This window comes from Aeromonas sp. ASNIH7 (assembly GCF_002903485.1).
Classification (GTDB): domain Bacteria; phylum Pseudomonadota; class Gammaproteobacteria; order Enterobacterales; family Aeromonadaceae; genus Aeromonas; species Aeromonas caviae.
Map to the genome: position 1 here is coordinate 202,464 of NZ_CP026226.1, position 27,000 is coordinate 229,463.

The 27,000-nt window shown below is 61.7% G+C and carries 16 protein-coding genes; 6 read left to right on the top strand and 10 right to left on the bottom strand.

Going from position 1 to position 27,000, the window contains the following annotated elements; translation table 11 throughout:
- Nucleotides 1-186 precede the first annotated feature (186 nt).
- Both C2U47_RS00870 and C2U47_RS00875 read right to left on the bottom strand, forming a co-directional pair.
- Nucleotides 187-1,203, bottom strand: a complete 1,017-nt coding sequence (locus C2U47_RS00870; protein ID WP_010675142.1) for an aspartate-semialdehyde dehydrogenase — start codon at nucleotides 1,201-1,203, stop codon at nucleotides 187-189.
- Between the two features lie 146 nt (nucleotides 1,204-1,349).
- Complete coding sequence (locus C2U47_RS00875; protein ID WP_010675143.1) at nucleotides 1,350-2,471, bottom strand: 4-phosphoerythronate dehydrogenase; 1,122 nt, start codon at nucleotides 2,469-2,471, stop codon at nucleotides 1,350-1,352.
- Nucleotides 2,472-2,721: 250 nt separating this feature from the next.
- Between C2U47_RS00875 and C2U47_RS00880 the strand changes: the two genes are divergently transcribed.
- Complete coding sequence (locus C2U47_RS00880) at nucleotides 2,722-3,444, top strand: phosphatase PAP2 family protein (RefSeq protein WP_029314731.1); 723 nt, start codon at nucleotides 2,722-2,724, stop codon at nucleotides 3,442-3,444.
- A gap of 53 nt (nucleotides 3,445-3,497) precedes the next feature.
- Here the strand turns inward: C2U47_RS00880 and C2U47_RS00885 are convergent, their stop codons facing one another.
- Nucleotides 3,498-4,319 carry a MetQ/NlpA family ABC transporter substrate-binding protein gene (locus tag C2U47_RS00885; RefSeq protein ID WP_010675145.1) on the bottom strand — a complete coding sequence of 274 codons (822 nt, stop codon included), beginning with the start codon at nucleotides 4,317-4,319 and terminating at the stop codon, nucleotides 3,498-3,500.
- A 341-nt stretch (nucleotides 4,320-4,660) separates the two neighbouring features.
- Between C2U47_RS00885 and C2U47_RS00895 the strand changes: the two genes are divergently transcribed.
- Nucleotides 4,661-5,113 carry a VOC family protein gene (locus C2U47_RS00895; RefSeq protein WP_010675147.1) on the top strand — a complete coding sequence of 151 codons (453 nt, stop codon included), beginning with the start codon at nucleotides 4,661-4,663 and terminating at the stop codon, nucleotides 5,111-5,113.
- Nucleotides 5,114-5,127: 14 nt separating this feature from the next.
- On the opposite strand, the gene C2U47_RS00900 is transcribed toward C2U47_RS00895, so the two are convergent.
- On the bottom strand, nucleotides 5,128-5,325 hold the full coding sequence (locus C2U47_RS00900; RefSeq protein WP_010675148.1) for a hypothetical protein: 198 nt from the start codon (nucleotides 5,323-5,325) through the stop codon (nucleotides 5,128-5,130).
- 220 nt (nucleotides 5,326-5,545) lie between these two features.
- Here C2U47_RS00900 and C2U47_RS00905 point away from each other — a divergent pair, with 220 nt between their 5' ends.
- Nucleotides 5,546-6,085 (top strand): hydrolase, encoded by a 540-nt coding sequence (locus C2U47_RS00905; RefSeq protein ID WP_010675149.1) that lies wholly within the window; start codon nucleotides 5,546-5,548, stop codon nucleotides 6,083-6,085.
- Between the two features lie 17 nt (nucleotides 6,086-6,102).
- Nucleotides 6,103-6,282 (top strand): hypothetical protein, encoded by a 180-nt coding sequence (locus C2U47_RS00910; RefSeq protein WP_223945723.1) that lies wholly within the window; start codon nucleotides 6,103-6,105, stop codon nucleotides 6,280-6,282.
- An 18-nt stretch (nucleotides 6,283-6,300) separates the two neighbouring features.
- On the opposite strand, the gene modF is transcribed toward C2U47_RS00910, so the two are convergent.
- Entirely contained in the window at nucleotides 6,301-7,755 is a 1,455-nt protein-coding gene (gene modF, locus C2U47_RS00915) for a molybdate ABC transporter ATP-binding protein ModF (protein WP_010675151.1), read from the bottom strand.
- Between the two features lie 118 nt (nucleotides 7,756-7,873).
- Nucleotides 7,874-10,246, bottom strand: a complete 2,373-nt coding sequence (ppsA, locus tag C2U47_RS00920) for a phosphoenolpyruvate synthase (protein WP_010675152.1) — start codon at nucleotides 10,244-10,246, stop codon at nucleotides 7,874-7,876.
- A 307-nt stretch (nucleotides 10,247-10,553) separates the two neighbouring features.
- Here ppsA and ppsR point away from each other — a divergent pair, with 307 nt between their 5' ends.
- Nucleotides 10,554-11,366: a posphoenolpyruvate synthetase regulatory kinase/phosphorylase PpsR gene (gene ppsR, locus C2U47_RS00925; RefSeq protein ID WP_010675153.1), complete on the top strand. Its 813-nt coding sequence runs from the start codon at nucleotides 10,554-10,556 to the stop codon at nucleotides 11,364-11,366.
- 130 nt (nucleotides 11,367-11,496) lie between these two features.
- Here ppsR and C2U47_RS00930 read toward each other — a convergent pair whose 3' ends face one another.
- A complete protein-coding gene (locus tag C2U47_RS00930) occupies nucleotides 11,497-11,772 on the bottom strand; it encodes a hypothetical protein (RefSeq protein WP_010675154.1) in 276 nt (91 codons plus the stop codon).
- A 356-nt stretch (nucleotides 11,773-12,128) separates the two neighbouring features.
- Here C2U47_RS00930 and C2U47_RS00935 point away from each other — a divergent pair, with 356 nt between their 5' ends.
- Nucleotides 12,129-13,505: an amino acid permease gene (locus C2U47_RS00935; protein ID WP_010675155.1), complete on the top strand. Its 1,377-nt coding sequence runs from the start codon at nucleotides 12,129-12,131 to the stop codon at nucleotides 13,503-13,505.
- A 161-nt stretch (nucleotides 13,506-13,666) separates the two neighbouring features.
- Here C2U47_RS00935 and C2U47_RS00940 read toward each other — a convergent pair whose 3' ends face one another.
- From C2U47_RS00940 to C2U47_RS22795, 3 genes are all read right to left on the bottom strand, one after another.
- Nucleotides 13,667-14,368 (bottom strand): SIMPL domain-containing protein, encoded by a 702-nt coding sequence (locus C2U47_RS00940; protein ID WP_010675156.1) that lies wholly within the window; start codon nucleotides 14,366-14,368, stop codon nucleotides 13,667-13,669.
- Between the two features lie 54 nt (nucleotides 14,369-14,422).
- Nucleotides 14,423-14,980, bottom strand: coding sequence for a hypothetical protein (locus tag C2U47_RS00945; RefSeq protein ID WP_010675157.1), 558 nt, complete (start codon nucleotides 14,978-14,980; stop codon nucleotides 14,423-14,425).
- Between the two features lie 87 nt (nucleotides 14,981-15,067).
- Nucleotides 15,068-26,875: a retention module-containing protein gene (locus C2U47_RS22795; RefSeq protein WP_158657382.1), complete on the bottom strand. Its 11,808-nt coding sequence runs from the start codon at nucleotides 26,873-26,875 to the stop codon at nucleotides 15,068-15,070.
- Between the last annotated feature and the right edge of the window lie 125 nt (nucleotides 26,876-27,000).

Consider the following 27,000-nt stretch of genomic DNA (forward strand, 5'->3'; position numbering starts at 1 on the left):
CATATTTCGCGCCCGGCGGCGACCAGAAAGCAGCCCCAGACGCGAACCAGAGTGTAGAAAAAAACCTAGTCCACTGATATCACACGGTATTCCAAAAACCGGAGAGTGGGTTCCCGGTCACATACCGGGGCCAGGGCGCCCACATCAAGGCGGGGTTCCCTCCCCGCCCGGGGCCGACATCCGGCCTCAGAGGTAGTCGCGTACCAGCAGTTCTGCAATCTGCACGCTGTTGGTCGCCGCGCCCTTACGAACGTTATCGGCCACGATCCACATATTGATACCACTCGGATGAGAAATATCCTGGCGTACCCGCCCGACCATCACATCATCCTGACCGGTGGCATCGCGCACCGGGGTCGGGTAGTCCCCTTCATCATCAAACAGGGTGACGCCCGGGGCATTGCGCAACAGATCCTTGACCTGCTCGGCGTCCAGCGGCTGGTGCAGCTCCACATGGACCGCCTCGGCGTGACCATAGAAGACCGGTACCCGCACGCAGGTAGGGTTCACGGCGATGCTGGCATCCCCCAGGATCTTCTGGGTCTCCCACACCATCTTCATCTCTTCCCGGGTGTAGCCGTTGTCGGTGAAGGCATCGATCTGCGGGATCAGGTTGAAGGCGATCTGCTGCGGATAGAGGGTCGGCTCCACCGGGCGGCCGTTGAGCAGGTGGGCGGTCTGGCCCGCCAGCTCGCTCACCCCTTCCTTGCCGGAACCGGAGACGGATTGGTAGGTCGCCACGTTGATGCGACTGATGCCTACCTCGTCGTGCAGGGGCTTGAGCGCCACCAGCATCTGGATGGTGGAGCAGTTGGGGTTGGCGATGATGTTGCGGTTGCGAAAATCGGCCAGCGCGTCCGGGTTCACTTCCGGAATGACCAGGGGAATGTCCTCGTCGTAGCGGAAGCAGGAGGTGTTGTCGATGACGATGCAGCCGTGCTCGGCGGCGATGGGCGCCCATTTGGCCGATACCTCGGCACCGGCGGAGAAGAGTGCGATCTCCACCTGGCTCCAGTCAAAGGCCTCCACATCAAGGATGTCGACGTTCTTGCCGCCAAAACGCACCGTGTCCCCAGCGCTGCGACTGGAGGCGAGCGGATAGAGAGTCGCTACCGGGAAGGCGCGCTCCTCCAGGATCTCGATCATGGCCTGACCCACGGCGCCGCTGGCACCCAATACCGCTACGTTGAATTGCTGACTCACTGATCTGTTCTCCTGTGATGCGGCCCGTCGGGGCCGGGCATGAGGGCCCCGGCTGGCACGCGTATCGGTTTGATGACAGGCCCGCCTGATGCCGGGCCGGGGGGAAGCGCCGCCTGGGCAAGCCCCTCCCCTTGTTGAAATCGGGTTTATTGCTCCGAGACGGCAAAACCCAGTCGAGCCAATCTGTCGTCGGCGAAGGGCCCTTTCAGTTGCAAGGCGCCAAGTTCGCGCCGCTCGGGGTAGCGCTTGCGCTGCTCATCGAAGCTGCCGGGCAGCCCGATCCGGTTGCGAAAACGGGCGTCGTCACGGCGCACGTCATAAACAAGGTGGACAAGCTGCTTGATGAGCGCCTGATCCGCTGGCTGCCCCGGCGTTAGCTCGCGCACCTCTGGGGCAGGCAGCAGGGATTGCAGATCCTGGCGCGGGGTGCGCCCCAGTTGCCGGCACAGCGCCTCATAGAGCATCCAGGTGCCACGGGCCTTGCCTTCCAGGCTGTAACCGGCGATGTGCGGGGTGGCCAGCTCGGTATGGGGCACCAGTTCATTGAGGGGCTCGGGCTCTCCTTCCCACACGTCCATCACCAGTCGCAGGGGATGGGGTCCCTGCTGGCGGACAAGCAGGGCACGGTTGTCCCACACCTCGCCGCGGGAGGCGTTGATGAGGATCTGCCCGGCCGGACGCTCGGCGATCTCCTCGGCTCCCAGCAGGTGGAAGGTGGCCTCTTCCCCTTCACGAAGATAGGGGACATGGAAGCTGACGATGTCGGCATCCAGGGCAGTGCGGTAATCCACGAAGTCGCCAGCGGCGCCGCTACGGGCCAGGGGCGGGTCGCAGCGCAGCACCTTCATCCCGAGCGCCTCGGCCTTGCCGGCCACGCTCTCGCCGGTGTTGCCGGCGCCGATGACGGCGAGGCTCATCTCGCTCAAGGTCAGCTCATGGCGTTCGGCCAGAACCAGCAGGGCGGAGAGCACGTAGTCCCCCACCGACACCTTGTTGCAGCCGGGGGCGCTGAAGAAGGGGATGCCCCGCGCCGCCAGCAGCCCCTGATCGATGTGATCCGTACCGATGGTGGCCGTGCCGACAAACCCCAGCCTGGGGCAACTCGCCAGGAGCGCTTCGTTGACCCGGGTCACGGAGCGCACCAGCAGCACATCCGCCTCTTGCAGATCCGCGGCCTTTATTTCTCGTCCCGGCAGGGGAACCACTTCACCAAATTCCGCAAACAGCTCCACCGCATGGGGCATATTTTCATCAACGACGATCTTCATCGGCACGCATCTCGTCCACAAGGGCCACAGGCGCGCCATTCTAGCCCAAACGCAACGGATTTTCAGAGGCTTGTTGGCAGACCGCTCTGCGGCCATCTTTCCGCCTTCCGGCCTCAGGTGCGGGCACGATGTCCGGCAGCATCATATGTAACAGCCTGTTGCCCTCGCCCCCTTCGCCTTGACCAGAGCAACCTGACTGGCACAATGACGCCTCTTTCTAGCCGCTCGCGCCACCGAACCGGACCCCTTGATGCCGACTCACTCCTCTTCGTTGCCACGCCGCAAGGTGCTTCATTTCAATGCCCTCCTGCTCCTTCCCCTGCTGCTGCTCGTCTGCCTGCCCTGGCAGCCGTTCATGACCCAGGCCCTGCAATCGGGCTGGCTATGGTGGCCCTACGCCCTCACCCGCATGGTGGACTTGCCGGGGCTGGTCTTCACCATCGCCGCCCTGCTGCTGCTCACAAGACACAAGCTGACGCTGGACGGTCGCGCCTTGTTGGCGCTGGCTGGCGCCCTCTTTGCCGTGCTGGCGAGCGACTGGGTCATCAAGAGCCTCATCAAGCTGCTGACCGAGGAGCCCAGGCCCTACCTCATCTGGCTGGAGAGCCAGGAGCTGATCCCCGCCATCCGCCAGTTCTATGGGGGAAGCCAGGCCCTTCGCAGCGAACAGGTCCACGCCGCGACCCAGTTGCTGGCGCTGCCCGCCTGGCTCGGCCAGCACTGGCAGGCAGAGGTCAACTACGCCTTTCCCTCCGGTCACAGCATCGCCGCCATGAGCCTCGCCCAGTTCTTCGGCCTGATCTGGCTGGCCCGGGCACCCGCCGGGGCCTGGCTGCTGCCACTCTGGGCCATCGGGATCGGCCTCTCGCGCACCCTTATCGGCATGCACTGGCCCCTGGATGTGCTGGCAAGCGCCCTGCTTGGCAGCCTTACCGCCCTCCTGGCCGCCCGCTGGTGGTTGCGCCACTACTGACCTCCAATAAAAAACGGGCACCTGGGTGCCCGTTTTTATCGCTTGTACGCCACTCACCCCTTCTGCTGCCAGCCCTCGGGATACTTGTAGCCGACGAAGCGCTTGGCGGCATAAGCCTTGAATTCGGGGGAGTTGTAGGCGGCCGCCACATCCTTGGCGAACGGCTTGCCCGCATCGGCGCTCTTGACCACTACCCAGTTGATGAAGTCATAGCTGCGCTCGAGGAAGAGGCCGGAGCTGAACGGGATCCCGCTTGAGGCGGCAAAGTTGCCGTTGATGACGGAGAAGTCCACATCCTCACGGGAGCGCGGCAGCTGCGCCGCTTCCAGCAGCACCAGCTTGAGGTTGTGGGGGTTCTTCACCACGTCGAACTCGCTCGCCTTGAGAGGATTGATCCCCTCCTTGAGGCTCAGCCAGCCCAGATCCTGCAACATCAGCAGTGCCCGCGCCTGGTTGGTGGGATCGTTCGGGATGGCGACCGTGCTTCCCTCTTTCACCGCCTTCAGATCCCCCAGCTTGCCGGCGTAGAGCCCCATGGGACCGGTCGGTACCTGGGTGATGGGCGCCAGAGAGAGACCCCGGTCTTTGGCGAAGCTCTCCAGATAGGGCTTGTGCTGGAAGCAGTTGACGTCAAGCGACCCGTCCGCCAGGGCGATGTTGGGGGTCACGTAATCGGTGAACTCCACCAGTTTGACCTTGTAGCCCTTGGCTTCGAGCTGCGGCTTGATGGCGTCGGTGACCATGTCGGCAAAGTCGCCAACCGTGGTGCCGATGACGATCTCTTTCTTCGCCTCATCGATGGCAAAGGCGGACAGCGGCAGGCTGCTGGCGAGCAGCGCCAGGGCGGAAAGGGTGAAGAAGGAACGACGTTGCATAAAAACTCCCTGTCAACATGATCATCAAAACGGTGAGCGGTCGGGGGCGCGAACATGCAGTCAACGCACAACCATCTAGCCATCCAAACGGCTAACTGAGCACACCATAACAGAGCTCGTAGCCTTCGCCAAGCAACAAAACCGGGCAAGCTTGGCCAGCACGAAGCAAAGCGCATCCCGCAACTGGATGAAAAATCTTTGACGGAGCACGCAGTTATGCGCCTTGCCCTCTCCCTGCCTGGCGTCAAACTGACTTATTGTGGTCATTCGATACCCATTTCAACGGGTTTCCATAAGGTCCTGATGGGCTGCTCTACACCCAGGCAACACAAGGAGTCACCGTGTTCGATCATGTAGAAATCAAGGTGGTGCGTTTTGACTCCTGTCAGCACTTCTACGCCACCGTGCTGGCTCCTCTTTTGATAGAACTCAAATGGTCTGATGAGACGGCGGCCGGTTTTGGCCTGATGGGCCGCGATCACGTGGGCTTCCTGATTGAGCAGGGCCAGCAGGGCGCCTCCTGCCATCTCGCATTCAGGGCCGACGACGCGACACAGGTGGATGCGTTCCATCACGCGGGGATCAAGGCAGGTTTTGCCTGCAATGGGTTGCCGGGACTGCGTCCCCACTATGCCCCCAATTACTACGCCGCCTTCCTGCGCGATCCCGATGGCAACAACATCGAGGCGATGACCTACATTGAGTCCTCACACGCCGCAAACACATCGCAGCACAGTGCCACCCAGCAAAAGGCCCTGCATTCGGTGAATCCAGGGCCTGAGAAGTACACGTAGTGAGTCGGGTTAGATTATTTGACCGCCTTGCTGGCGTTCTCCAAGGCCTGCTTCTCGGCGGCGTTCATGATGGACGCCTGGCGGTTTTGCTCGGCCTGGTAGCAGGCGTCCTTGCTGATCCCTTGCGCCTGGCATTCCGCCATGCGTTGTGCCGGGCTGGCGCAACCGGCCAAAAGGCCAGCCAGGGAGACGAACAGGATTATCTTCTTCATGGTACTTCTCATCGTTAATGGAAAATCGTCCAACTACGCAGTAGCGGGTTGATGCGTCGCCCCTTGTCATGCACACCACAACTGAGAAAACGGGCTCCATGACGCGCATCCTAGTGCCCGCCACGCCGTCGGTCAGCTCACAATTTGTATCAAGATGTACGCGAGAATGGCTCCCAGGATGGCGCTGTATCTCATCCGCAACGGAGAAAGGAGACAAAAAATGCACAAACACCATCACCCAGGCCTGCTGGTGGTCGATATTCAGGGCAAGCTGGCCCGCCTGGTCGAGGAGAGCGACGCCCTGATTGCCAATACCGCCAGGCTGGTGCAAGGGGCCAGGGTGCTGGGGCTGCCGGTTGTCTGGCTGGAGCAGAACCCGGACAAGCTCGGTGCCACCGTGCCCGAATTGCAATCGCTGCAGGCAGGCGATCTTGTGCTGCCCAAATACAGCTTCGGCGCCCTGGGGGAGCCCACTGTGGCGACCGCGTTGGCCGAGAGTGGGATCGAGCATTGGCTGGTATGTGGCATCGAGACCCATATCTGCGTCTACCAGAGCGTGCTGGGACTTCTGGCCAGCGGCGCCCGGGTCTCGCTGGTGGTGGATGCGGTGTCGTCTCGCACCCTTGCCAACCGGGATCTCGCCATCGCTCAGCTGGCGGCCCGGGGCGCCGCCCTCACCTCGGTGGAGATGTGCCTCTATGAGCTGATGGGGGACTGCCGCCATCCGGCATTTCGCCAGATCCTCTCCCTGGTGAAATGACCGCCATGATGGACAACATGGCGCCCTTTCTGTTCGCCCTCATCGCCTTCGGGGCGGCATTCATGGTGACTGTGACGGGGATGGCCGCCACCCGTCACTATCTTGCCTGGCTCTGGCTGGGGATCATGCTCTTCTTCGGGCTGTGGTGGACGCTGCTGGGGATGCCGCCGCTCCTCGCCGAACCGGCCCCTCTCTGACCATGCCGCCCGGACGGCTCAGCTCCCCAGACGCTCCTGCAGATAGTCGTATCCTTCCCCCTCCCTTGGCACGAAGCTCAGCCTGTGGGTCAGACCGGGGGGCGCATCATCGGCATGATGGGAAACGAACAACAGCTGGGTTCCCTCGCCCACGAGGCGCGCTACCATCTCCCGCACCAGGTGACGGTTGAGGGGATCCAGTCCCTGCAGGGGTTCGTCCAGGATGAGCAGCGGCGGATGCTTGACCAGGGCACGGGCGATCAGCACCAGTCGCTGCTGACCGAAAGAGAGAGAGTGGAAAGGCTGCGCCCCCTGATCGGCCAGCCCCAGCAGGGCCAGCCACTGGTTGGCCAGCGCCAGCTGACGATCCCCCGGTCGGGTATAAAGCCCGATGGAGTCGTAGAAACCGGAGAGGATCACTGTCTGCACCGGGCAGCTGACACGATAGTCCAGATGCAGCGCCGGGCTCACGAGCCCGATGTGGCGCTTGATCTCCCAGATGCTCTCGCCGCTGCCCCGCCGCCGTCCGAACAGATGGAGCTCATTGTTGTAACCTTGCGGGTGATCTCCGGTGATGAGGGAGAGCAGGGTCGACTTGCCAGCGCCGTTTGGTCCCACCAGTTGCCAGTGCTCCCCCTCGTCAATGGTCCAGTCGAGCCCGTCGATGATCACCTGATCCCCGTAAGCGATACGCATGGCTTTCATGACGACCCGAGGGCCGGGAGGCAAGGGCTCGGGTGTCGTCAGCGGGGGCGGCAAACGGGGGGATACGGTTTCGGCGCGTGCCAGCTGGGCCACCTCCTGGCTGCCGAGCACCACCTCGCGCTCCCCCGCCAGCAGCAGACAACACTCGCCGAGCAGGCCGAGGTGAGTGGCAAAGGGGGGGATCTCGTCAAAACGATTGACGATCACCACCAGGCGCAGCCCCTCTGACACCAGGTCGGCCAGCAACATCATCAAAGAAGCCCTGGCCCCCTGATCCAGGCCATCGAAGGGTTCGTCCAGCACCAGCAGCTCGGGTCGCCCCAGCAGGGCCCGGGCCAGCAGCAGCTTGCGCCCCTCCCCGCTCGAGAGGTAGCGATAGGGGCGCTCCCACAGGGATTCAATGCCAAAACGGGCCAGCAGCGCGCGGGCCTCATGCTCCTCACCCCCTGCCTCCTGCATCAGGGTCGATACCCGATACCCCGCCTCCTCTTCTTCCCCCAGCATGTCGGTATTGCGCCGCTGCCAGTCCAGCTCCCCCAGCTGTTGCTGCGACTCGAACGAGAGTCGCTCGGCCCGGACTCGACCCGATACCGCTCCGGCACGCACGACCAGCTCGCCGCACAGGGCCGACGCCAGCGCCGTCTTGCCGCTGCCGTTGCTGCCGACGAAGGCCCAGCAGGCCTGCGGGGTGAGACAGAGTTCGGGAATAACCAGGGTGTGGTGGCCACGCAGGGCCAGGGTGGCGGATTGCCACTGCAATGAGGTCATGGGATCGTCCTGTGATGGGTGCGGAGCACCTTGCTCTTTCCCCTTGTAACAGAAAAAGGGGGGCGCAGACAAAAACGGCGCCATTGCGGCGCCGTGTCATCAAAAAGCGGGAACGGGTTTAGCCGGCCTTGTGCTGCTCGGCCAGATAGAGCCAGGTGTCGACCACGGTATCGGGGTTGAGCGACACGGAATCGATCCCCTGCTCGACCAGCCAGGCAGCGAAGTCCGGGTGATCGGACGGCCCCTGGCCGCAGATCCCCACGTACTTGCCCGCCTTGCGGGCGGCGGCGATGGCCATGGCCAGCAGTGCTTTGACCGCCTCGTTGCGCTCGTCGAACAGGTGGGCGATGAGCCCGGAGTCCCGATCCAGCCCCAGGGTCAACTGGGTCATGTCATTGGAGCCGATGGAGAAGCCGTCGAAGTGCTCGAGGAACTTGTCCGCCAGCAGCGCATTGGAGGGCAGCTCGCACATCATGATGACTTTCAGGCCGCGCTCGCCACGGCGCAAGCCGTTCTCAGCCAGTATCTCCACCACCTGCTCCGCCTCACCCAGGGTACGCACGAAGGGGATCATCACCTCGACGTTGGTCAACCCCATGACATCCCGCACCCGTTTCATCGCCTCGCACTCGAGGGCGAAGCAGGGGCGGAAGCTGTCGGCGATGTAGCGCGACGCACCGCGGAAACCGATCATGGGGTTCTCTTCATGGGGTTCGTAACCACGCCCCCCCACCAGGTTGGCGTACTCATTGGACTTGAAGTCCGACATCCGCACGATGACCCGCTCAGGCCAGAAGGCGGCCGCCAGGGTGGCGATCCCTTCCGTCAGCTTGGCCACGTAGAACTCCCTGGGGCTCTCGTAGCCCGCGATCATCCTGGTGATGGAGGCCTGGAGTTCCGGGGTCTGCTGATCGAACTCCAGCAGCGCCTTGGGGTGGACCCCGATCATGCGGTTGATGATGAACTCGAGGCGGGCCAGGCCCACGCCGGCATTCGGCAACTGGGCAAAATCGAAGGCGCGGTCCGGATTGCCGACGTTCATCATGATCTTGATGGGCAGGCGCGGCATGTTGCCCACCTCGGTCACCGCCACGTCAAAGTCGAGCTCGCCGTCATAGATGAAGCCGGTATCCCCTTCCGCACAGGAGACGGTGATGAGCTGACCATCCTGGATGTGGTCGGTGGCGTTGCCGCAACCCACCACTGCCGGAATGCCAAGCTCCCGGGCGATGATGGCGGCGTGACAGGTGCGTCCACCCCGGTTGGTGACGATGGCGGAAGCGCGCTTCATGATGGGCTCCCAATCCGGATCGGTCATGTCGGTGACCAGCACATCGCCGGGCTGCACTTCATCCATCTGGCTGATGGAGGAGATGACACGGGCCGGACCCGCGCCAATCTTGTGGCCGATGGCACGCCCCTCGATCAGCACCTTGCCGGTTTGCTTGAGGGCAAAGCGCTCGAGGGTATTGGCTTCCTGGCGGCTACGCACGGTTTCCGGACGGGCCTGAACGATGTAGAGCTTGCCATCCTGACCATCCTTGGCCCACTCGATGTCCATCGGGCGACCGTAGTGCTGCTCGATGATGAGGGCCTGCTTTGCCAGGGCCATCACTTCCTCGTCCGTGATGCAGAAGCGGTTGCGCTCGGCATCGGTGGTGTCGACCACCTTCACCTGACGGCCATGACCGGCATCCCCGGAGTAGGTCATCTTGATGAGCTTGGAGCCCAGCGTCTTGCGCACCACGGCGGGGCGCCCGGCCTTGAGGGTCGGCTTGTGCACATAGAACTCGTCCGGGTTGACGGCCCCCTGCACCACCATCTCGCCCAAGCCCTGGGCGCCGGTGATGAAGACCACGTCGTTGAAGCCGGATTCGGTGTCCAGGGTAAACATGACGCCTGAGGCAGCCAGATCCGAGCGCACCATGCGCTGTACCCCGGCGGAGAGAGCGACCCCCTTGTGGTCATAGCCCTGATGGACCCGGTAGGAGATGGCGCGATCGTTGAACAGCGAGGCAAACACATGCTTGATGGCAGTCATGACGGCATCGATACCGCGCACGTTGAGGAAGGTCTCCTGCTGACCGGCAAACGACGCATCCGGCATGTCTTCCGCAGTGGCGGAGGAGCGCACGGCAAAGGATGCCTCGAGCCCCGCGCTCAGCTTGTCATAGGCCTCGCGCACCGCCTGCTCTAGAGCGGGCTGGAAGGGCGCTTCCACCACCCAGTCGCGGATCTGCTGACCGGCCCGGTTGAGGGCGGCGATGTCATCCACATCCAGACTGTCGAGCAGGTCATGGATCTTGCCGTTGAGGCCGCTTAACTCCAGAAACTCGTTAAACGCAAAGGCCGTGGTCGCAAACCCGCCCGGCACGGACACGCCGACCCCCGAGAGGTTGCTGATCATCTCGCCAAGGGATGCATTCTTGCCGCCGACGCGTTCAACGTCCTGCATACCGAGCTGTTCGTACCAGAGTACGTACTGTTGCATTTGCATGTCTCCAGGTTGGGGGGCCAGGGTGACAATTCACCTGCTGTGCCAAGTCGTGTGTTTTTGTTAGTGTCTGTTGCCAACGACCATGAAAACGTTTTCTATTTATTGTCAAAAAAATCCCCGAGCAAGAGTTGGGGATGGTCGTTTGACACAGGCATTCTACAATAGCGACACAAAAAGGTAACGACTCAGGTTTGCAAGCGAGTTCACAACTTGGGCATGGCAGATCTGTTGACAAAAACGATATGGTTTCGAGAGATACTTATTTCTCGCCGCCCCCTGGAGCGCACCACAGGAGTCCGCAGTGCACACCGTATTCTATGTATCCGACGGCACCGCCATCACCGCCGAAGTCTTCGGCCACGCCGTGTTGAGCCAGTTTCCCCTGGCCTTCGAACAGGTAACCATCCCCTTTGTCGAGACCCAGGAGAAAGCGCGCCAGGTACGGGCACGCATTGATGAGCAGTTTCGCCAGACCGGGGTGCGCCCCATCCTGTTTCACACCATCGTCGACCCCATGGTGCGTGAAGAGGTGCTCAAGGCCCAGGCCAGCAGCCACGATTTTCTCAACACCTTCGTGAGCCCTCTCGAACAGGAGCTCGGTATCAAGGCCGAACCCAGGTTGCATCGCACCCATGGCATGGAAAACCGCAAGCTGTACGACGATCGCATCGAAGCGGTCAACTTTGCGCTGGCCAACGACGATGGCATCACCACCAGGGAGTATGACGAGGCAGACATCATCCTCATCGGGGTCTCCCGTTGCGGCAAGACACCGACCAGCCTCTATCTGGCACTGCAATTTGGCATTCGCGCCGCCAACTATCCCTTTATCGAGCAGGACATGGGATCGCTGGAGCTGCCCGCCGCCCTCAAGGCCAATCGCCACAAATTGTTCGGCCTCACCATCATGCCGCAGCGGCTGCACGAGATCCGCAACCAGCGCCGCGCCAACAGCCGCTACTCCTCGCTTGATCAATGCAAACAGGAGCTGGCCAGCGTCGAGAGGCTGTTCCGCCAGGAGGCGATCCGCTTCCTCGATACCAGCTCCCACTCGGTCGAGGAGATCAGCGCCAAGATCCTGGAAGCGACCGGCCTTCGCCGCCAGCTCTGCTAACCTGCAAGGCTGTGACAGCACAACACACCATTTAAACAAGTCAGTGGCAAGATAACGAAACAGAAGAACAGGATGAAAAAATGATGCCAGCATCATCGCTGGCATCCCATCACTCGCGGGGCGAGCAGGCTCAGGGCTTGTTGAGTTCCTTGTTGTTCATCAACATGCCGTGAAAATGGATGAGTCCCCTGCCCTTGCGGACTCGCTCGCTCAGCCAGCAAGCTGGCACCATCCCCATCCCGGCAGCAAGGATGAGCACCATGGCGATGTGGTTCACCAGGTAATCCGCTCCCAACCAGCCCCAGACAACAAGGCTGCTCATCGCCATCGTCAGCAACATGGGGGATAGCCAGATCCCGAGCCAGAGCACGGCCATCACCAGGCCACCGACTATACGCTCCATCATATGAGTCCCTTTTTATCAAAGGGCAACAAGGCCATGAAAACCGGACTGAGTCAATAGATTAAAATCCACCCGAACACAAAACCAGCAACCACTCTCAAAACCCCTTCCCAGATCATGAAAAACCTGCATGGCGCACAAAATAGCAGCCAATGATGAGGAAAACAGGTGCATGGACGGTCGATTATCACTATTCTGCTCGGGTTGGTAGCCGCTACAAAAAACAGCCAGCGGCAAACCGTAACGATATAAATACGGATTTCGTCACGTTTTCGGCACAAGATGCCGCGCCAGGCAGAGGAAGTGCTGTGGCTGACGGGACGCGAGCCGAGTGATTTCAGCGACGTAAGGAAGGAAGCATGGATCTTCAACAACACGGCGAGGAGCTCAAGCGCGGTCTGAAAAACCGCCATATCCAGCTTATCGCACTGGGCGGTGCCATCGGTACAGGCCTGTTCCTCGGCATTGCCGACACCATCAAGATGGCGGGCCCTGCGGTGCTGCTGGGCTACGCCATCGGCGGCTTCATCGCCTTCCTCATCATGCGCCAGCTGGGCGAGATGGTGGTGGAAGAGCCGGTTGCCGGCTCATTCAGCCATTTTGCCTACAAGTACTGGGGTGACTTCGCCGGCTTCGCTTCCGGCTGGAACTACTGGGTGCTCTATGTACTGGTGAGCATGGCCGAGCTGACGGCAGTCGGTATCTATGTCCAGTACTGGTGGCCCGAGATCCCGACCTGGATGTCGGCGGCCTTCTTCTTCGTGCTGATCAACGCCATCAACCTCTCCAACGTCAAGGCGTTCGGCGAGATGGAGTTCTGGTTCGCCATCATCAAGGTGGTCGCCATTCTCGGCATGATTGGATTCGGCGGCTGGATGCTGTTCTCCGGCAGCGGCGGCCCCGAGGCCACGGTCAGCAACCTCTGGGCCCAGGGTGGCTTCTTCCCCAACGGCGTCGGCGGGCTGGTGATGGCAATGGCCTTCATCATGTTCTCCTTCGGCGGTCTGGAGCTGGTCGGCATCACGGCAGCGGAAGCGGACAATCCCGAGAAGAGCATCCCAAAAGCCACCAACCAGGTGATCTACCGCATCCTCATCTTCTACATCGGTGCCCTCACCGTACTGCTCTCCCTCTATCCCTGGGGCAAGGTAGTGGAAGGCGGCAGCCCGTTCGTGATGATCTTCCATGCGCTCGACAGCAACCTGGTAGCCAATGTACTTAACCTGGTGGTGCTGACCGCCGCGCTGTCGGTGTACAACAGCTGCGTCTACTGCAACAGCCGCATGCTGTTTGGCCTGGCCAAGCAGGGCAACGGCCCCAAGGCCCTGCTCAAGACCAACAAGAGCGGCGTGCCCCTGACCGCCATCACCATCTCGGCCGCGGCCACCCTGCTGTGCGTGCTCATCAACTATTTGATCCCGGGCAAGGCCTTTGGTCTGCTGATGTCCCTGGTGGTCTCCGCCCTGGTCATCAACTGGGCCATGATCAGCCTAGCGCACCTCAAGTTCCGCAAGGTGAAGGCTGCAGAAGGCGTCACCACCAAGTTCAAGGCACTGTGGAGCCCGTTTGGCAACTACCTCTGCCTCGCCTTCATGGCCGCCATCCTGGTGATCATGTACATGAACGATGGCACCCGCATCTCGGTCGAGCTGATCCCGGCCTGGGTCCTGGTACTCGGTATCGGCTATCTGCTCAAACAGAAGAGCCAACGCAAGCTGGCTACCAACCTGGGCTAGGCATCATGCCTCTCCAGCAAAAATGCCGGTCACTGACCGGTATTTTTTTATTCCATTCCCGTTTCACCTGACCCAGTTCGCGGCTCACTTGTCCTGCCAGCCCCTGCAATGACAAACCCGAGGGGTTGCCTCGGGTTTGAGTGATGGACAAAGGGGCTGTGTTATTCCAGCAGGAAGACGGCTTCTACATTGTCAGTGATGCTGATCTGCTGCTGTTGATAGCTGTTTTCCATCATGTCGGCGGCAGGGGCTGCCGCAGCCTTCATGGCACGGGTATAGACCGGCATGGGGGAACTGTTGCGGTATTCAACGCTATACACCTTGCCAAGCTTCATGCCGAAAGCCTTGGCCAGGGATTCCGCCTTGCTCGTGGCATCAGCAACAGCACCAAGCCGGGCCTGCTCCTTGATGACCTGTGGTGACTTCAGGCCGTACTCTATCTGGGTCACGGACTCCAGACCCGCCTTGAGGGCGGTGTCCATCAGCTGGCTCAACTTGTCGAGCTGGTAGAGTTTGACCGCCAGCTGACGCTGGGCACGGTAACCCACCATTTCGGGTTGCTTGTTCTGGGGATACTGGTACTCGGGGGAGATCACCAGATTGCCAGCCTCCACGTCGCTGCGCTTGATGCCCAGGCTCTCAAGCTGGCCAAAGAAGGCAGCTACCTTGGTATCTACCTGCTGTTTGGCCTTGATGCCCTGCTTCTCCAGTGCCGTGACGGCGACATTGAGCGTCAGCATGTCTGGTTCAGCCTTCTGCTCCGCATAGCCACTGACGACCAGATGAGGAGCCTGGGGAACCTCGATGGCAAGCAACGGAGCACTGACAACCAGCGCGGACAGGGTAAGAAGGGGACGCCACATAAAAAAACCTCCATCATTTAGATGGAGGTCATTATGCATGTCGTCGATTGGGATTCATATATCGTGTGTCGGCGGTATCTGGTCCAGCACCTGATTGGTCATGTCGATATTGATGCTGATCTCCCCTCCTCCTGAATTGCCATGACTTGTCATCACGGGAGCAGGCGCCTGGCTGCCAAACAGCGACTCATCCTCAAAGTGGAACGAATCCCACGACAGAACATGACCTTGTGATGGCAGATTCGGCTCGGACGTCGTCACGACGGCCAGCGCTCCCCAGTCAAGCTCCTCACCGTGGCTGAGCAGCCCCTGCAAGGAGGTATCACTCAGGCTCTGCAACGAATACTCCTGCTGCCCCCACTCATGGCCGACCAGCACCATCATGTGGGGCAGGGGGGCATCCTCTGCTGGCGTGAAGCTGATACGAGAAGCGGCAAAGTCCACATTCAGCAACCCCGCCACCTCACCATCTTCGCTCTCCAGCTCCAGACCATTGAGCGTGTCACCTGTCATCGTGGCCTGATAACCAAAGCGGCCGGTGCAGACGATATTGTCCTGCCCGTTCCAGCTGTAGCGAATGCCGTCGATGTCGACCCAGTTGAATGACTGCATGGTGACCCTCTCCTGATACTGCAGCTATCTTATCTGCCCACTCCATCAAATAACAGGGGCCGGGCACACCCGGCCCCCATACCCTGCTTACGGATCGACCTTGAGGTTGCCCTGATCCAGCAGATCCTGAATGACCTGCAGATTGGATTTACCGGCCGTCAGATCCACGTTGTCAAAGAGGATGGTATGAGTCGTGGTGCCACTTCCCGCTCCATCGAGATCAATGGTCAGGGTTGACTTGCCACTGCCCGGACCAGAAGCAAAGGTAAGGTAGTGATCCAGTGTGCTCGCATCGGCATGCTCACCACTGAGCAGTTCACTCAGGTCCAGGACATCTCCATTGGCCCCCGTGGTGAAGTCTTTGATGGTATCCGTGCCTCCTGCATCACCTGCCATCCATTTGAAGGTATCCTTGCCAGCCCCACCAGTCAGGGTATCACTGCCGGTACCCCCAATCAGCAGGTCGTCGCCCCCACCACCACTCAAGATGTCGTTACCTGCCAGTCCGCTCAGGACGTTGGCATTGCCATCGCCGGTCAGGCTGTCGTTGAACATGGATCCTACCAGATTTTCCATGTTGCTCAGGCTGTCTGTCCCTGCCCCTCCGGTATTCTGACTGGCACCATTGACTGTGACCGTGACCCCAGCAGCGCTGTCGAAGTAACTGGCCGTATCATTGCCATTGCCGCCGTTCAGGGTATCGTTGCCAGCGCCACCGATCAGGAGATCATTGCCCTCACCACCATTCAAGGTGTCGTTACCGAGTCCTCCAAGCAGGATGTCGTTCCCGGCATTGCCGTTGAGCGTATCGTTTCCAGATCCCCCAATAAGGATCTCGTCGAGATAGCTCCCGGTAAGTGTCAAACCGCTCTGCACATCCACATACACCTTGGCCGTATCTGTGGTCGTGCTATTGGTGTAGTTGAACGAACCCTCGTAAGAGTTGGGAGTCGCATTGCCGGAGGTATCATCAAATGTTACCGAGCCTGCATTGTCTGTGACGGTCCCTCCAACGGCTCCCGAGACGCCCGTGATCATCTGGGTCGCAGCCAGAGGCCCGGTGTCATTGGCAAGCAGAGCCCAATCCGGAATGGTCGCGGGGTCCTGGTTGGTGATGATAAAGTCATCACGAACCACGGTAGGACCGACCGCCGGGTTGATAACGATGGACAAGGTGCTGGACGCAGTATCCCCATCGTTGTCTATCACACTGTAACCCACGACCTGGTTTATCCCCCCGACCGGAATGGATGACGGCGGAGTATAGGTGTAGGCGCCGTTGTCCATGTCCACCTTGAGGATGCCGCCTGCAAGTGTAATGGTCCATTCGTTGGTCGTTGTATTGAAGGTCCCGGCTGATGTCCCTCCCGAAACGCCGGCGGAGTCCGTCTTCTGGTTGTAGGTATAAGTCACCCCCCCCACGGTAATGGCATTGAGCCAGCCACCATCGGCCCCAGCACTCGCCGCTACACCGTTTATAAGTTGTCCTGCCAAGGGCGGGGCTACCACGGTGCTCAAAAGGGTCGCGGTCAGTTGGCTGAAGTCAGTCACCACCACTGCGGTGGTATTTGCCGGGCTGGCACCACTGACCCCGTTGTAGGCAATGGGATCCAGTGCAGACTGGGTCGCTCCCGATCCCATCCCGAGCGCGTACGAATTGATGTTGTTCGCCGTCAGGAAATCGGCCCAGTCCTTGGTTTCACCGCTCAGCGTCGTGCCGTCACCATCGATCCCGTTTCCACCGCCAAGCGAGTTGTTGCCATCAGGAACTGTGGCGGGGGTACCGCTCAACGAGTTGGCATTTGGCAGACCATCCGACATGAAGTAAGAGACATTTTGCGCATTAGCGAGTTTACCTGTATCGCCAAAGGCTTTGATTGCCTCGTTCAGTGCATCATCGTAGTTGGTCGAGTTCGTGGGGGTAAGGCCAAGGATGATGGCCTTGGCTACATCGACCGAGACCCACACCCCGGTCGGATTGGCGGCTGAAGTGGAGAAGGTCACGATATTGACCATGACGCTGCCGTAGGCGCTGTATTTGTCCAGCAGCTCCAAAGCGGACTTTTGCATCACCTGCATCCGAGTCATGCCTTGATAGCCCGATGGATCACCCATACTGCCGGAGATATCGAGGATCAACATCAGATTCGTGTTCTGCACCTGAGTCGCCTGGCCTGCATTGGTAACAGCATTGGCAATGGGGGCATCATCGCTGATCACAACCTGCAGGTTACCCGTGCCACTGTCGCCACTGGCATCCGTAGCCGACACGACGAAACTCGGACCATTCGCTGTATCACTGTTGCCTTGAACGTTGTGAGTCAGCACATTGTCTTTGAGCGTGTAGGTATAATTCACCGTGTAGACACCGGCTGTGGGGCCGCTGACACCGGTTACCGTCAGCATTCCTTCCGTATTGTTGATCAAGGTCTGACTGCCGCCACTGGTCAAGTTGTAAGCCTGCCCACCGATGGTCAAGGTAGTCAGATTTTCCCCCTGGGTGTTGATGGTGAAGCTGCCATTGAATATCTCCGAATTACCACTGGCAGCCGTCCCCTCAGGCAGTCCCTCCTCATCAACCGTCGCATTGCCGATGGTCAATACAGGGACACGGGTATCCTGAGCAATATTGATGGTAAGAGTTGCCGGATCTGTATCACCATCGCCATCTTTGAGCGTGTAGGTAAATACCTCCGAGGCACCCACGGGAACCGATGCCGCCGTGAGCGTATAACTGTATTCGCCATCCAACCCCATGGTTAGCGTCCCATACAGCCCGGTCACAGTGAATCCACCGGCAGGATTACTGTCTGAATTGCCGTTCGAGCTCACGACCTGGCTGATTGCCGCACCATCCGCCCCCATGACGTCCACCCCGGCACCGGCTGTGCCGCCGATGGTCCCCGCCCCGGTAATGACATTACCCGTCACCGGAGTGAACACACCTTCAGTGGCACTGTCAGCATCATCGTTGGCCGTCGGCACGTCATCGACGATCTGCACGCTCAGGGTGTTCGAGGCCGAGTCCCCGTCGCTGTCCACCAGGCTCACCGCGAAGTCTTCGAACAGGCTGTTGTTGCCGTTCGCCGTCAGGTGCACCTCGTTGTCGTTCAGGGTGTAGCTGTAGCTCACCAGCCCGGTCGCCGGGTTGTACCCGGTGATGGTCAGGGTGTTGCCCAGCGGCGTGGTCACCCCGCTCAGCGGGAAGCCCGCCACCACCCCGTTCACCACGATGTTGATGCCACCCACGCTCAGGGTCTTCACCCCGTCCGGTGCGCTGATGGTGAAGTCCCCTGTCACCGTGGTCGACTCCTTGCTGCTGTCCGACCCCGCCGATTCATTCTCGCCGCGGGTCGCCAGCAGGTCGTCTTCATACACCTTCGCATCCCCGCCCTCGCCCTTGGGCGTCAGGTTGGTGATGGTCACCCCGTCATCGTCGTTCTTGATGGTCAGGGTCAGGGTCGCCGTGCTCACGTCTCCGTCCGCATCCGTCAGGGTGTAGGTGAACACTTCACTGCCCACCCCGCCCCCGGTCAGCGCCTTGAAGTCACCGTCGTTCGGGTTGAGGGTGTAGGTGTAGGTGCCGTTGGCATTGAGCACCAGGCTGCCGTAAGTCCCGCTCAGGGTGCCCGCGGTCACCGCCGCGCCATCCGCCCCCTGCACGTCGTTGGTGATGACGTTGCCATTGAGGACCAGGTTGTTCTCGCTCGCCGCCGTCAGGTTGACGTCGCTCACCGCCGTCGGCACGTCGTCCACGATCTGCACGCTCAGGGTGTTCGAGGCCGAATCCCCGTCGCTGTCCACCAGGCTCACCGCGAAGTCTTCGAACAGGCTGTTGTTGCCGTTCGCCGTCGGGTGCGCCTCGTTGTCGTTCAGGGTGTAGCTGTAGCTCACCAGCCCGGTCGCCGGGTTGTACCCGGTGATGGTCAGGGTGTTGCCCAGCGGCGTGGTCACCCCGCTCAGCGGGAAGCCCGCCACCACCCCGTTCACCACGATGTTGATGCCACCCACGCTCAGGGTCTTCACCCCGTCCGGTGCGCTGATGGTGAAGTCCCCTGTCACCGTGGTCGACTCCTTGCTGCTGTCCGACCCCGCCGATTCATTCTCGCCGCGGGTCGCCAGCAGGTCGTCTTCATACACCTTCGCATCCCCGCCCTCGCCCTTGGGCGTCAGGTTGGTGATGGTCACCCCGTCATCGTCGTTCTTGATGGTCAGGGTCAGGGTCGCCGTGCTCACGTCTCCGTCCGCATCCGTCAGGGTGTAGGTGAACACTTCGCTGCCCACCCCGCCCCCGGTCAGCGCCTTGAAGTCACCGTCGTTCGGGTTGAGGGTGTAGGTGTAGGTGCCGTTGGCATTGAGCACCAGGCTGCCGTAAGTCCCGCTCAGGGTGCCCGCGGTCACCGCCGCGCCATCCGCCCCCTGCACGTCGTTGGTGATGACGTTGCCATTGAGGACCAGGTTGTTCTCGCTCGCCACCGTCAGGTTGACGTCGCTCACCGCCGTCGGCACGTCATCGACAATCTGCACGCTCAGGGTGTTCGAGGCCGAATCCCCGTCGCTGTCCACCAGGCTCACCGCGAAGTCTTCGAACAGGCTGTTGTTGCCGTTCGCCGTCGGGTGCGCCTCGTTGTCGTTCAGGGTGTAGCTGTAGCTCACCAGCCCGGTCGCCGGGTTGTACCCGGTGATGGTCAGGGTGTTGCCCAGCGGCGTGGTCACCCCGCTCAGCGGGAAGCCCGCCACCACCCCGTTCACCACGATGTTGATGCCACCCACGCTCAGGGTCTTCACCCCGTCCGGCGCGCTGATGGTGAAGTCCCCCGTCACCGTGGTCGACTCCTTGCTGCTGTCCGACCCCGCCGACTCGTTCGCGCCGCGGGTCGCCAGCAGGTCGTCCTCGTACACCTTCGCATCCCCGCCCTCGCCCTTGGGCGTCAGGTTGGTGATGGTCACCCCGTCATCGTCGTTCTTGATGGTCAGGGTCAGGGTCGCCGTGCTCACGTCTCCGTCCGCATCCGTCAGGGTGTAGGTGAACACTTCACTGCCCACCCCGCCCCCGGTCAGCGCCTTGAAGTCACCGTCGTTCGGGTTGAGGGTGTAGGTGTAGGTGCCGTTGGCATTGAGCACCAGGCTGCCGTAAGTCCCGCTCAGGGTGCCCGCGGTCACCGCCGCGCCATCCGCCCCCTGCACGTCGTTGGTGATGACGTTGCCATTGAGGACCAGGTTGTTCTCGCTCGCCACCGTCAGGTTGACGTCGCTCACCGCCGTCGGCACGTCATCGACAATCTGCACGCTCAGGGTGTTCGAGGCCGAATCCCCGTCGCTGTCCACCAGGCTCACCGCGAAGTCTTCGAACAGGCTGTTGTTGCCGTTCGCCGTCGGGTGCGCCTCGTTGTCGTTCAGGGTGTAGCTGTAGCTCACCAGCCCGGTCGCCGGGTTGTACCCGGTGATGGTCAGGGTGTTGCCCAGCGGCGTGGTCACCCCGCTCAGCGGGAAGCCCGCCACCACCCCGTTCACCACGATGTTGATGCCACCCACGCTCAGGGTCTTCACCCCGTCCGGCGCGCTGATGGTGAAGTCCCCCGTCACCGTGGTCGACTCCTTGCTGCTGTCCGACCCCGCCGACTCGTTCGCGCCGCGGGTCGCCAGCAGGTCGTCCTCGTACACCTTCGCATCCCCGCCCTCGCCCTTGGGCGTCAGGTTGGTGATGGTCACCCCGTCATCGTCGTTCTTGATGGTCAGGGTCAGGGTCGCCGTGCTCACGTCTCCGTCCGCATCCGTCAGGGTGTAGGTGAACACTTCACTGCCCACCCCGCCCCCGGTCAGCGCCTTGAAGTCACCGTCGTTCGGGTTGAGGGTGTAGGTGTAGGTGCCGTTGGCATTGAGCACCAGGCTGCCGTAGGTCCCGCTCAGGGTGCCCGCGGTCACCGCCGCGCCATCCGCCCCTTGCACGTCGTTGGTGATGACGTTGCCATTGAGGACCAGGTTGTTCTCGCTCGCTACCGTCAGGTTGACGTCGCTCACCGCCGTCGGCACGTCATCCACGATCTGCACGCTCAGGGTGTTCGAGGCCGAATCCCCGTCGCTGTCCACCAGGCTCACCGCGAAGTCTTCGAACAGGCTGTTGTTGCCGTTCGCCGTCGGGTGTGCCTCGTTGTCGTTCAGGGTGTAGCTGTAGCTCACCAGCCCGGTCGCCGGGTTGTACCCGGTGATGGTCAGGGTGTTGCCCAGCGGCGTGGTCACCCCGCTCAGCGGGAAGCCCGCCACCACCCCGTTCACCACGATGTTGATGCCACCCACGCTCAGGGTCTTCACCCCGTCCGGTGCGCTGATGGTGAAGTCCCCCGTCACCGTGGTCGACTCCTTGCTGCTGTCCGACCCCGCCGACTCATTCTCGCCGCGGGTCGCCAGCAGGTCGTCCTCGTACACCTTCGCATCCCCGCCCTCGCCCTTGGGCGTCAGGTTGGTGATGGTCACCCCGTCATCGTCGTTCTTGATGGTCAGGGTCAGGGTCGCCGTGCTCACGTCTCCGTCCGCATCCGTCAGGGTGTAGGTGAACACTTCGCTGCCCACCCCGCCCCCGGTCAACGCCTTGAAGTCACCGTCGTTCGGGTTGAGGGTGTAGGTGTAGGTGCCGTTGGCATTGAGCACCAGGCTGCCGTAGGTCCCGCTCAGGGTGCCCGCGGTCACTGCCGCGCCATCCGCCCCTTGCACGTCGTTGGTGATGACGTTGCCATTGAGGACCAGGTTGTTCTCGCTCGCCGCCGTCAGGTTGACGTCGCTCACCGCCGTCGGCACGTCGTCCACGATCTGCACGCTCAGGGTGTTCGAGGCCGAATCCCCGTCGCTGTCCACCAGGCTCACCGCGAAGTCTTCGAACAGGCTGTTGTTGCCGTTCGCCGTCGGGTGCGCCTCGTTGTCGTTCAGGGTGTAGCTGTAGCTCACCAGCCCGGTCGCCGGGTTGTACCCGGTGATGGTCAGGGTGTTGCCCAGCGGCGTGGTCACCCCGCTCAGCGGGAAGCCCGCCACCACCCCGTTCACCACGATGTTGATGCCACCCACGCTCAGGGTCTTCACCCCGTCCGGTGCGCTGATGGTGAAGTCCCCTGTCACCGTGGTCGACTCCTTGCTGCTGTCCGACCCCGCCGACTCATTCTCGCCGCGGGTCGCCAGCAGGTCGTCTTCATACACCTTCGCATCCCCGCCCTCGCCCTTGGGCGTCAGGTTGGTGATGGTCACCCCGTCATCGTCGTTCTTGATGGTCAGGGTCAGGGTCGCCGTGCTCACGTCTCCGTCCGCATCCGTCAGGGTGTAGGTGAACACTTCACTGCCCACCCCGCCCCCGGTCAGCGCCTTGAAGTCACCGTCGTTCGGGTTGAGGGTGTAGGTGTAGGTGCCGTTGGCATTGAGCACCAGGCTGCCGTAAGTCCCGCTCAGGGTGCCCGCGGTCACCGCCGCGCCATCCGCCCCCTGCACGTCGTTGGTGATGACGTTGCCATTGAGGACCAGGTTGTTCTCGCTCGCCACCGTCAGGTTGACGTCGCTCACCGCCGTCGGCACGTCATCGACAATCTGCACGCTCAGGGTGTTCGAGGCCGAATCCCCGTCGCTGTCCACCAGGCTCACCGCGAAGTCTTCGAACAGGCTGTTGTTGCCGTTCGCCGTCGGGTGCGCCTCGTTGTCGTTCAGGGTGTAGCTGTAGCTCACCAGCCCGGTCGCCGGGTTGTACCCGGTGATGGTCAGGGTGTTGCCCAGCGGCGTGGTCACCCCGCTCAGCGGGAAGCCCGCCACCACCCCGTTCACCACGATGTTGATGCCACCCACGCTCAGGGTCTTCACCCCGTCCGGCGCGCTGATGGTGAAGTCCCCCGTCACCGTGGTCGACTCCTTGCTGCTGTCCGACCCCGCCGACTCGTTCGCGCCGCGGGTCGCCAGCAGGTCGTCCTCGTACACCTTCGCATCCCCGCCCTCGCCCTTGGGCGTCAGGTTGGTGATGGTCACCCCGTCATCGTCGTTCTTGATGGTCAGGGTCAGGGTCGCCGTGCTCACGTCTCCGTCCGCATCCGTCAGGGTGTAGGTGAACACTTCACTGCCCACCCCGCCCCCGGTCAGCGCCTTGAAGTCACCGTCGTTCGGGTTGAGGGTGTAGGTGTAGGTGCCGTTGGCATTGAGCACCAGGCTGCCGTAGGTCCCGCTCAGGGTGCCCGCGGTCACCGCCGCGCCATCCGCCCCTTGCACGTCGTTGGTGATGACGTTGCCATTGAGGACCAGGTTGTTCTCGCTCGCTACCGTCAGGTTGACGTCGCTCACCGCCGTCGGCACGTCATCCACGATCTGCACGCTCAGGGTGTTCGAGGCCGAATCCCCGTCGCTGTCCACCAGGCTCACCGCGAAGTCTTCGAACAGGCTGTTGTTGCCGTTCGCCGTCGGGTGTGCCTCGTTGTCGTTCAGGGTGTAGCTGTAGCTCACCAGCCCGGTCGCCGGGTTGTACCCGGTGATGGTCAGGGTGTTGCCCAGCGGCGTGGTCACCCCGCTCAGCGGGAAGCCCGCCACCACCCCGTTCACCACGATGTTGATGCCACCCACGCTCAGGGTCTTCACCCCGTCCGGTGCGCTGATGGTGAAGTCCCCCGTCACCGTGGTCGACTCCTTGCTGCTGTCCGACCCCGCCGACTCATTCTCGCCGCGGGTCGCCAGCAGGTCGTCCTCGTACACCTTCGCATCCCCGCCCTCGCCCTTGGGCGTCAGGTTGGTGATGGTCACCCCGTCATCGTCGTTCTTGATGGTCAGGGTCAGGGTCGCCGTGCTCACGTCTCCGTCCGCATCCGTCAGGGTGTAGGTGAACACTTCGCTGCCCACCCCGCCCCCGGTCAACGCCTTGAAGTCACCGTCGTTCGGGTTGAGGGTGTAGGTGTAGGTGCCGTTGGCATTGAGCACCAGGCTGCCGTAGGTCCCGCTCAGGGTGCCCGCGGTCACTGCCGCGCCATCCGCCCCTTGCACGTCGTTGGTGATGACGTTGCCATTGAGGACCAGGTTGTTCTCGCTCGCCGCCGTCAGGTTGACGTCGCTCACCGCCGTCGGCACGTCGTCCACGATCTGCACGCTCAGGGTGTTCGAGGCCGAATCCCCGTCGCTGTCCACCAGGCTCACCGCGAAGTCTTCGAACAGGCTGTTGTTGCCGTTCGCCGTCGGGTGCGCCTCGTTGTCGTTCAGGGTGTAGCTGTAGCTCACCAGCCCGGTCGCCGGGTTGTACCCGGTGATGGTCAGGGTGTTGCCCAGCGGCGTGGTCACCCCGCTCAGCGGGAAGCCCGCCACCACCCCGTTCACCACGATGTTGATGCCACCCACGCTCAGGGTCTTCACCCCGTCCGGTGCGCTGATGGTGAAGTCCCCTGTCACCGTGGTCGACTCCTTGCTGCTGTCCGACCCCGCCGACTCATTCTCGCCGCGGGTCGCCAGCAGGTCGTCTTCATACACCTTCGCATCCCCGCCCTCGCCCTTGGGCGTCAGGTTGGTGATGGTCACCCCGTCATCGTCGTTCTTGATGGTCAGGGTCAGGGTCGCCGTGCTCACGTCTCCGTCCGCATCCGTCAGGGTGTAGGTGAACACTTCACTGCCCACCCCGCCCCCGGTCAGCGCCTTGAAGTCACCGTCGTTCGGGTTGAGGGTGTAGGTGTAGGTGCCGTTGGCATTGAGCACCAGGCTGCCGTAAGTCCCGCTCAGGGTGCCCGCGGTCACCGCCGCGCCATCCGCCCCCTGCACGTCGTTGGTGATGACGTTGCCATTGAGGACCAGGTTGTTCTCGCTCGCCACCGTCAGGTTGACGTCGCTCACCGCCGTCGGCACGTCATCGACAATCTGCACGCTCAGGGTGTTCGAGGCCGAATCCCCGTCGCTGTCCACCAGGCTCACCGCGAAGTCTTCGAACAGGCTGTTGTTGCCGTTCGCCGTCGGGTGCGCCTCGTTGTCGTTCAGGGTGTAGCTGTAGCTCACCAGCCCGGTCGCCGGGTTGTACCCGGTGATGGTCAGGGTGTTGCCCAGCGGCGTGGTCACCCCGCTCAGCGGGAAGCCCGCCACCACCCCGTTCACCACGATGTTGATGCCACCCACGCTCAGGGTCTTCACCCCGTCCGGCGCGCTGATGGTGAAGTCCCCCGTCACCGTGGTCGACTCCTTGCTGCTGTCCGACCCCGCCGACTCGTTCGCGCCGCGGGTCGCCAGCAGGTCGTCCTCGTACACCTTCGCATCCCCGCCCTCGCCCTTGGGCGTCAGGTTGGTGATGGTCACCCCGTCATCGTCGTTCTTGATGGTCAGGGTCAGGGTCGCCGTGCTCACGTCTCCATCCGCATCCGTCAGGGTGTAGGTGAACACTTCGCTGCCCACCCCGCCCCCGGTCAGCGCCTTGAAGTCACCGTCGTTCGGGTTGAGGGTGTAGGTGTAGGTGCCGTTGGCATTGAGCACCAGGCTGCCGTAGGTCCCGCTCAGGGTGCCCGCGGTCACTGCCGCGCCATCCGCCCCCTGCACGTCGTTGGTGATGACGTTGCCATTGAGGACCAGGTTGTTCTCGCTCGCCGCCGTCAGGTTAACGTCGCTCACCGCCGTCGGCACGTCATCCAGCACCACGACATCCAGCCCTGCACTGGTCGTGTCGCCATCAAGGTCCGTCAACACGACGTTGAAGCTCTCCGTCAGAGCCCCATCATTTGCAGGTTTGTTATGTGTTTCGTTATCGTTCAGGGTGTAGCTGTAGGTCACGCTGCCAACCCCTGTCACCGGGTTGTAGCTGACGCCGGTCACCAGCAGTTGATTTCCCAAAGGACTGGGGATCCCCTGGGGGAAGGTGGTCAAGACCTGGCCATTGCTGATCAGCGTCACACCTCCCAGCGTCAGGCTTTGTACTCCATCTGCCGCATTGAATGTAAAGGTACTGCTCTTGGTCAAGGCTGCGCCATCGGAGGCTGAGCCATCCGGCAATGCGGCTTCATCAAGGACAAGCTCACCACCCTCGACCTGCAATCCATTCAGCGAGACAGGCTCATCTACAGGGGTGATGGTGATGGTCAGAGTGGAGTCGTTGGTATCATCCCCATCCGTTACGGTGTAATTGACCGCAGGTACAGGGCCTGTGTAGTTCAGCGCAGGGGTAAAGGTATAGGAGCCGTCGGCATTGATGATCAGCGTACCAATCCCATCCAGCGTGCTCTCAACGCCGGCAGCAATTCCCTGATTGCTGCCCCAGCTATAGGAAATGACAGACGTATCAAGGGGACCATCCGGATTGTTGCTGTTGTCGAGCACATTGCCACTGATGGCCTGATCTTCCTGGGTAACAGCAGACTCATCCTGATCATCGAGCTGATTCTCGGGCAGAAGATCGTCTTCCTGCAGCACATTCTGATCGATCAACGTGTCATAGCCGGTATCGAATCCGGCCTCGGCTATGGTCGCATCTCCGATGCGATCTATGACAACAAAACCACCATTGCCACTGGCCCCAGCGACCCCGCCGATACCGCCACCACCACCGGCGGCAGGTGCCCCACCGGCAGCAGAGGCTTCGAAGTTCTTGGTCGGGTCAACCCCTTGCAGGATGGATTGTTGCAACGCCGCAATTTCTGGCGACACTTCAGGCGAGCCTTGCTGATGATTGGCAACCGATGAGGAAGATTGCCCCTCTGGAGGCATCTCTGTCCCTGCCGGGACACCATTGCCCTCTGCAGGTTTGTCATCGTAGGGCGCCAGCATCAATTTGGCATCATCAGCGATATTGAGTCTGGCGCCAGGCTGCAGTATCTCGCCAGGCTGGAGAGGGCGACTGCTGCCATCGGCAAGCAGGATCTGAACGTTGCCTTCTACGGAAGAGACGACCACGGTTTTGTCGATGATTTGGGTGCGCATATCCATTGCTCCAGGGTGACAGATCTTGATGCCTACACTCTAGATACGCCCCCGTCCTGCTTCCGTTGCAAAAATGTACAGGGTTGAGTCTCTTTGACTTCATCCGATGCAGCGAATCGAACGAA